This is a genomic window from Kitasatospora sp. NPDC059973, assembly GCF_042737525.1.
Classification (GTDB): Bacteria; Actinomycetota; Actinomycetes; order Streptomycetales; family Streptomycetaceae; genus Kitasatospora.
The window spans coordinates 1-4,477 of the sequence record NZ_JBHWUI010000310.1; the positions used below are offsets into that span (position 1 = coordinate 1).

Here is a 4,477-nt window from a genome sequence, read left to right on the forward strand (position 1 = left end):
GCTGCGGGGCCGTACGGCCCCGCAGCAGCGGGGTCGGCGGGGGCACCCGGCCGGCGGCGTCGGCGCCGGGCCGAACGTGTCGTCATGTGTGCGGGAGGGGCCGGCCGGGGCGGTCGAGCAGCGGTTCGGCGCGGCCGTCGGCCAGGTGCAGCACCGCCATCCAGCCGCCCGCACCCCACGGCCCGTCGTCGAGCGGCGCGGCCCAGCCGACCCGCACCCCTTGGTGGTGGAGCCGGTGAACGCCGGCGGCCTCCGGTGCCGACCAGGACGACGTGGTCCAGCCCGCGCCGAAGGTGCCCGCCAGGGCGCCTGCGCGGTCCGGGGGCCCGAAGCGGCGCACCGGGTCGGAGGTGGCGCGCAGCACCGCGTCCGGCTGCAGTCCGGTGTCGTCCGGGTGGGCGACGGGGACGGCGGGCACCCGCCGGGCCGACGCGGCGGGGGGCGGGCTGGGTGGCCCGGCCGGTCGGCACGCGCGGGGCAGCGGCCGGGGCGGGAGTTTCTCCCCGGGACGTTACGGGGGCGGCCGTGACCGGTCCGGTGGCGGGCGCCGTTTCACCCCGGGGAGCAATGGCCGCCGGCGGGGCTCCTTCGGTGGGGCGGGCGGCGCGGTGCACGGCCGCCGTTTCGCCCCGGGGTGTTTCGGTGGCGGGCCCGGCGGCCGGGTGCGGGTGCCCGGCCGAGGGGCGGGGATCGGGCACGGCGGCCGGCGCCGTCCAGGCGGCACCGGAGACGCCTCCCGAGGCGGACCGCGTTTCGCCCCGGGGCGTTTCTGCGGCCTCCGGGGCGGGTTGTCCCGCCTCCCGGGCCTGGGCCGGGTGTGCGGCGAGCAGCTGCTCGGCCGGCACGCGGTGGCGCTGCATCACGCCGTACGCGCAGTGGAGGACGTCGCTCACCGCTTGGCGCGCAAGGGCCGCGCCACCGTCGCGGGCCGCCCGGTCGAACTGGAGGAGGAGCAGCCGGTCGGCGCGGGCCAGCCGGTCGCCGAGGGTGAGGAGTTCGGCCGCCGCCGGGTTGTCGGCCAGGCCGTCGGGCAGCCCCGTTTCACCCCGGGGTGAAACGGCGGCCGCGGTGCGGGCCTGTTCCTGCTTCTCCTTCTCCCGGGCGCGGTCCGCTTTCGACGAGCACGCCTTGGAGCAGTACTTCGGCCAGCGGCCCTTGCCCGCCCACGCCAGCTCCGCGGCGCACCCGCGCACACCGGACCGCCGAACAGCATCGGCTCGACGGCCGCGTTTTGCCCCGGGGAGAAACTCATGATCGAAATGCTAGCCAGGCGACATGCCGGGCTTTCTCCCCGGGGGGATCGGCCTCCCGGACAGGGCCGGCCCGGCCGCGCGGCGCGGGGGCCGTGACGGGGCACTGCCGCGTGGTGGGGCGATGGATCAGTTGTTCTGGCCACCGCGCGGCAGCGGGATCCGCAGCAGCTCCCACAGCGGCCGGCCGCTGGAAGCCCAGCGCCCGAGGAGTTCGCGGTCGACCAGGAGCACGTTCTGCTCGGCGCCCCACTTCTGGGACGGCTTGGTGAACCGGCCGTTGGTGACCACCACCGGCACCTCTGCCTTATGCACGCGCTCGTTGGCGCCCACCAGGCTGTACAGAACGCCCACCGAGACCCCCGCGCCGCCGACCGGGTCCTGCTTGTGCTTGCACTGCAGCACCCAGGTCCGGCCCATCGGGTCCGTGGCCAGCACGTCCGCGCTCTGGTCACCGCCCTGCCCGACCCTGCGCGCCGTGCAGCCGTCGCGCAGCAGCAGGTCGCGCACCGCGAACTCGAAGGCGTCGTGTCGCATGTGGTCCAGCCCCCCGGGGCCGGTCAGCGTGAGCCGCAGTCGCCGCTGGCGCTCCAGGTCGGCCAGCCGTCGGGCCTGCTCCGCGTGCTGGCGCTCCAGCAGCCGGCGGATGGAGAGGGCCGCGACGCCGGCCCCGATCAGCGCCAGCACGACCACCACCCAGACGTGGGCCGCCAGCCAGCGCAGCACCGCGAGCACCAGCATGACGGCCACCACCGCGCCGCCCAGGACGAGTAGCAGCCCCGCCCCGTCGTCCTTCTTCTTCGGCCGGCGACCGCCGCCGCGGCGGGCCGGAGGTCTGCGTGTACTCACCGGCCGCCCCCGATGCCGACGACAACCGCGGTCCGTTCAAGTCGAGCCACCCGGCCCCACCCCCAGTACGTGGACACGCCTACGGCACCCATCGCATCACCCCTCCCTGACAGCGCGTCAGCCGCGCACGGAAGCGCGCGCCGGAGCGTCAGCGGCCCGCCTGGTTCACCGCGTCGGCCACGTTCCCGACCAAGTGCAGGATCATCTGCCCCCAGGAACTCGACGCGATGACGACGCCGAACACCACGCAGACGAACGCGGTCAGCCGTTCGTTCACGCGGCTGCGGGCCTCGGTGCGCCGGGCGAGCAGCAGGTAGATGACGATTGCGAAGAACACGGCCGCGCTGACCGACAGCATGCTGGTCCCACCCCAGACCTCGGTTGTCCGTACGGCGACCACCGTCGCCCTTCGGGTGAGCATGCCATAACACCCAGTCACAGTCCGGTGGTTCGGAGCAGACGACCCCCAGCCGCGCAGCGGAGCGCATATCGCGGCGTCACCCGCTCGCCGGCGCGGTCGTCGACCAGGATGTGGGCGCCCGAGGACCTGCGGACTCGACTTCGAGATCCGGGTCGAGCCCGCGTGGGCCCCGCCCCTACACCCCGGCCGGCTCCACCGCGGTGCCGCGGGGGCGGGCAGGGAGAGCGCCCGCCCGCAGGACTCAGGGCCAAGGACGGTGGCTGGGCAGGCTTCGCGTGCGGCGTGCGTTGCGATCCGCAGGTCCGTGGCGACCGGCAGCGCCGCGGCGTGCTGCACGCGGCAACCGGCGCCGGCACCCAGCGGACACGAACACGGCCGACTTCATCGCGGGAAGGTCAGCTCCGGTCGTCCGGCACGACGGAGACCGCCAGGCCGCCGGGGCCGAGCCGACGACGAGAGGCCGGCACCGCAGACGCCTCGGACACCGCCGGCACCTCGGCGGCGGCCGGCTCCAGGAACGGGGCCCGCTCGACCGCGAGGAGCCGGGCGCCGCCGGACGACTCGACAGGAACATCGGTGGCGGGCTCGGAGAAGGGCTGCCACAGCGGCCGCCGGACCGGACCGCCAGAATGATCACTCATAGCCGACAGTCTGTCACCGAACCCAGGCCACGCGGCCGCAACGGCAACCCACGGTCTCCGGCTCCCTGGTCTCGCCGAGCGCACCGCGCCTTCGCCCGTCCCGCTCGTTGGTGTGAACCGGACGGTTCCGGTGGCCGCTGCGCCCGCCCCTGGGATAGACCGGGGGGATGACGACTGTGGACGACCAGCTGGTGGATGCGACCTGGCGGGCCGCCGATCTGACACGGGCCTACCTGATGCGGGACCGTGCCGCGGTCGAGAGCTGCCTCGCGGGCCTGGACGCCGACCGGCTGGAGTGGGTGCTGGCGTGGCTGGTCCTCGACCACGACGCGCTGTTCACCGAACTCGGGGAGCCGTCGATGGGGGTCGGGAGCCTCGACGTGGTGGCGGCCCTGGCCCCGCTGGAGGTGGAGTTCGCGGTCACCACCGCCGTCCACCGCGTCGCCTCCGGCGAGAGCGGCCTGGGCACAGCCATCGCAGGCCTCGCCCTCCCCGAGCAGATCCACGCCATCACGGTGTCCACCGCCGTCATGCTGCTCGAGGCCCTGGGCCTCGCCGGCGCACTCGACCGGATCGACCAGCAGGCCCGGCAATGCGTGAACGCCGGCCACCCCCGGCCCTATCCCACACCCTGACCAATACCAACCGGCAGGCCCGCCCCGCAGCCGTACCGGCTCCGGGCCTGCGGCGGGAAGAACGGCGGGCGCGGGAGTCACGGGACTTGCGGGAACGCGGTGAAGCACATCCGGCACGGGCGGGTGCCGGGTCAGCTGGCGGGTAGCTCCTCGGTCTCCTGGGAGTGCTGTTCGTCGTCGTCATCGGCCCAGCGGACCCTGTAGTAGGCGGCGGTCGCGAGGTGTTCCGACATCCCGGAGCCGCGCTCGTAGTGGCAGACCAGGCACTGGCCGGGGCCGTGGCCCATGCCGAGGTGGTCGTCGCCCTCAGCGCTGAAGGTCTCGTACTCGCAGACCGGGCAGAAGTCGAGATCGACGCCTTCCGGGTGGTGCTTGGGGTGGTACCCGTTGTGGAGCTCGACGGCTTCCGCCGCGCGGCGGCCGGCCTCGTCGTCGCCGATGCGCGCCAGGGGCTTGACCGCTCGCTTGCGGGAGGCCCGGTCGTCCTCCACGGCGCTCTGAAAATGCTGGTCCTCGTAGGCTGCGGCAAGCGCGCCCAGGGACGGGTGCTCGTCCAGGTCGAGCAGGGCGTCGACATGGCGGCGTTCTAGGGGCTGTTCAAGGTTCGGATCTTGCTGCGGTTCGATGGTGGGCTGGTGTCTCTGGTAGAACTCCGTGCTGTGGCGCGTTTTGACGTGACGG

At 74.4% G+C, this 4,477-nt stretch carries 7 protein-coding genes; 2 read left to right on the forward strand and 5 right to left on the reverse strand.

What is annotated here, in order from left to right; translation table 11 throughout:
- Positions 1 to 82: 82 nt before the first annotated feature.
- Positions 83 to 418 (reverse strand): hypothetical protein, encoded by a 336-nt coding sequence (locus ACFWA9_RS38330; protein WP_380394056.1) that lies wholly within the window; start codon positions 416 to 418, stop codon positions 83 to 85.
- Positions 419 to 788: 370 nt separating this feature from the next.
- On the opposite strand from ACFWA9_RS38330, the gene ACFWA9_RS38335 reads away from it, so the two are divergent.
- Positions 789 to 1,055 (forward strand): hypothetical protein, encoded by a 267-nt coding sequence (locus tag ACFWA9_RS38335; RefSeq protein WP_380394059.1) that lies wholly within the window; start codon positions 789 to 791, stop codon positions 1,053 to 1,055.
- 324 nt (positions 1,056 to 1,379) lie between these two features.
- Here the strand turns inward: ACFWA9_RS38335 and ACFWA9_RS38340 are convergent, their stop codons facing one another.
- From ACFWA9_RS38340 to ACFWA9_RS38350, 3 genes are all read right to left on the reverse strand, one after another.
- Positions 1,380 to 2,099, reverse strand: a complete 720-nt coding sequence (locus ACFWA9_RS38340; protein ID WP_380394062.1) for a restriction endonuclease — start codon at positions 2,097 to 2,099, stop codon at positions 1,380 to 1,382.
- A 148-nt stretch (positions 2,100 to 2,247) separates the two neighbouring features.
- Positions 2,248 to 2,520 (reverse strand): hypothetical protein, encoded by a 273-nt coding sequence (locus tag ACFWA9_RS38345; RefSeq protein ID WP_380394065.1) that lies wholly within the window; start codon positions 2,518 to 2,520, stop codon positions 2,248 to 2,250.
- A gap of 395 nt (positions 2,521 to 2,915) precedes the next feature.
- Complete coding sequence (locus ACFWA9_RS38350) at positions 2,916 to 3,161, reverse strand: hypothetical protein (RefSeq protein WP_380394068.1); 246 nt, start codon at positions 3,159 to 3,161, stop codon at positions 2,916 to 2,918.
- Between the two features lie 167 nt (positions 3,162 to 3,328).
- On the opposite strand from ACFWA9_RS38350, the gene ACFWA9_RS38355 reads away from it, so the two are divergent.
- Positions 3,329 to 3,796: a hypothetical protein gene (locus ACFWA9_RS38355; protein WP_380394071.1), complete on the forward strand. Its 468-nt coding sequence runs from the start codon at positions 3,329 to 3,331 to the stop codon at positions 3,794 to 3,796.
- Positions 3,797 to 3,927: 131 nt separating this feature from the next.
- Here ACFWA9_RS38355 and ACFWA9_RS38360 read toward each other — a convergent pair.
- Positions 3,928 to 4,477, reverse strand: a 550-nt coding sequence (locus tag ACFWA9_RS38360; protein WP_380394074.1) for a hypothetical protein, incomplete at its 5' end; no start/stop codon positions are given.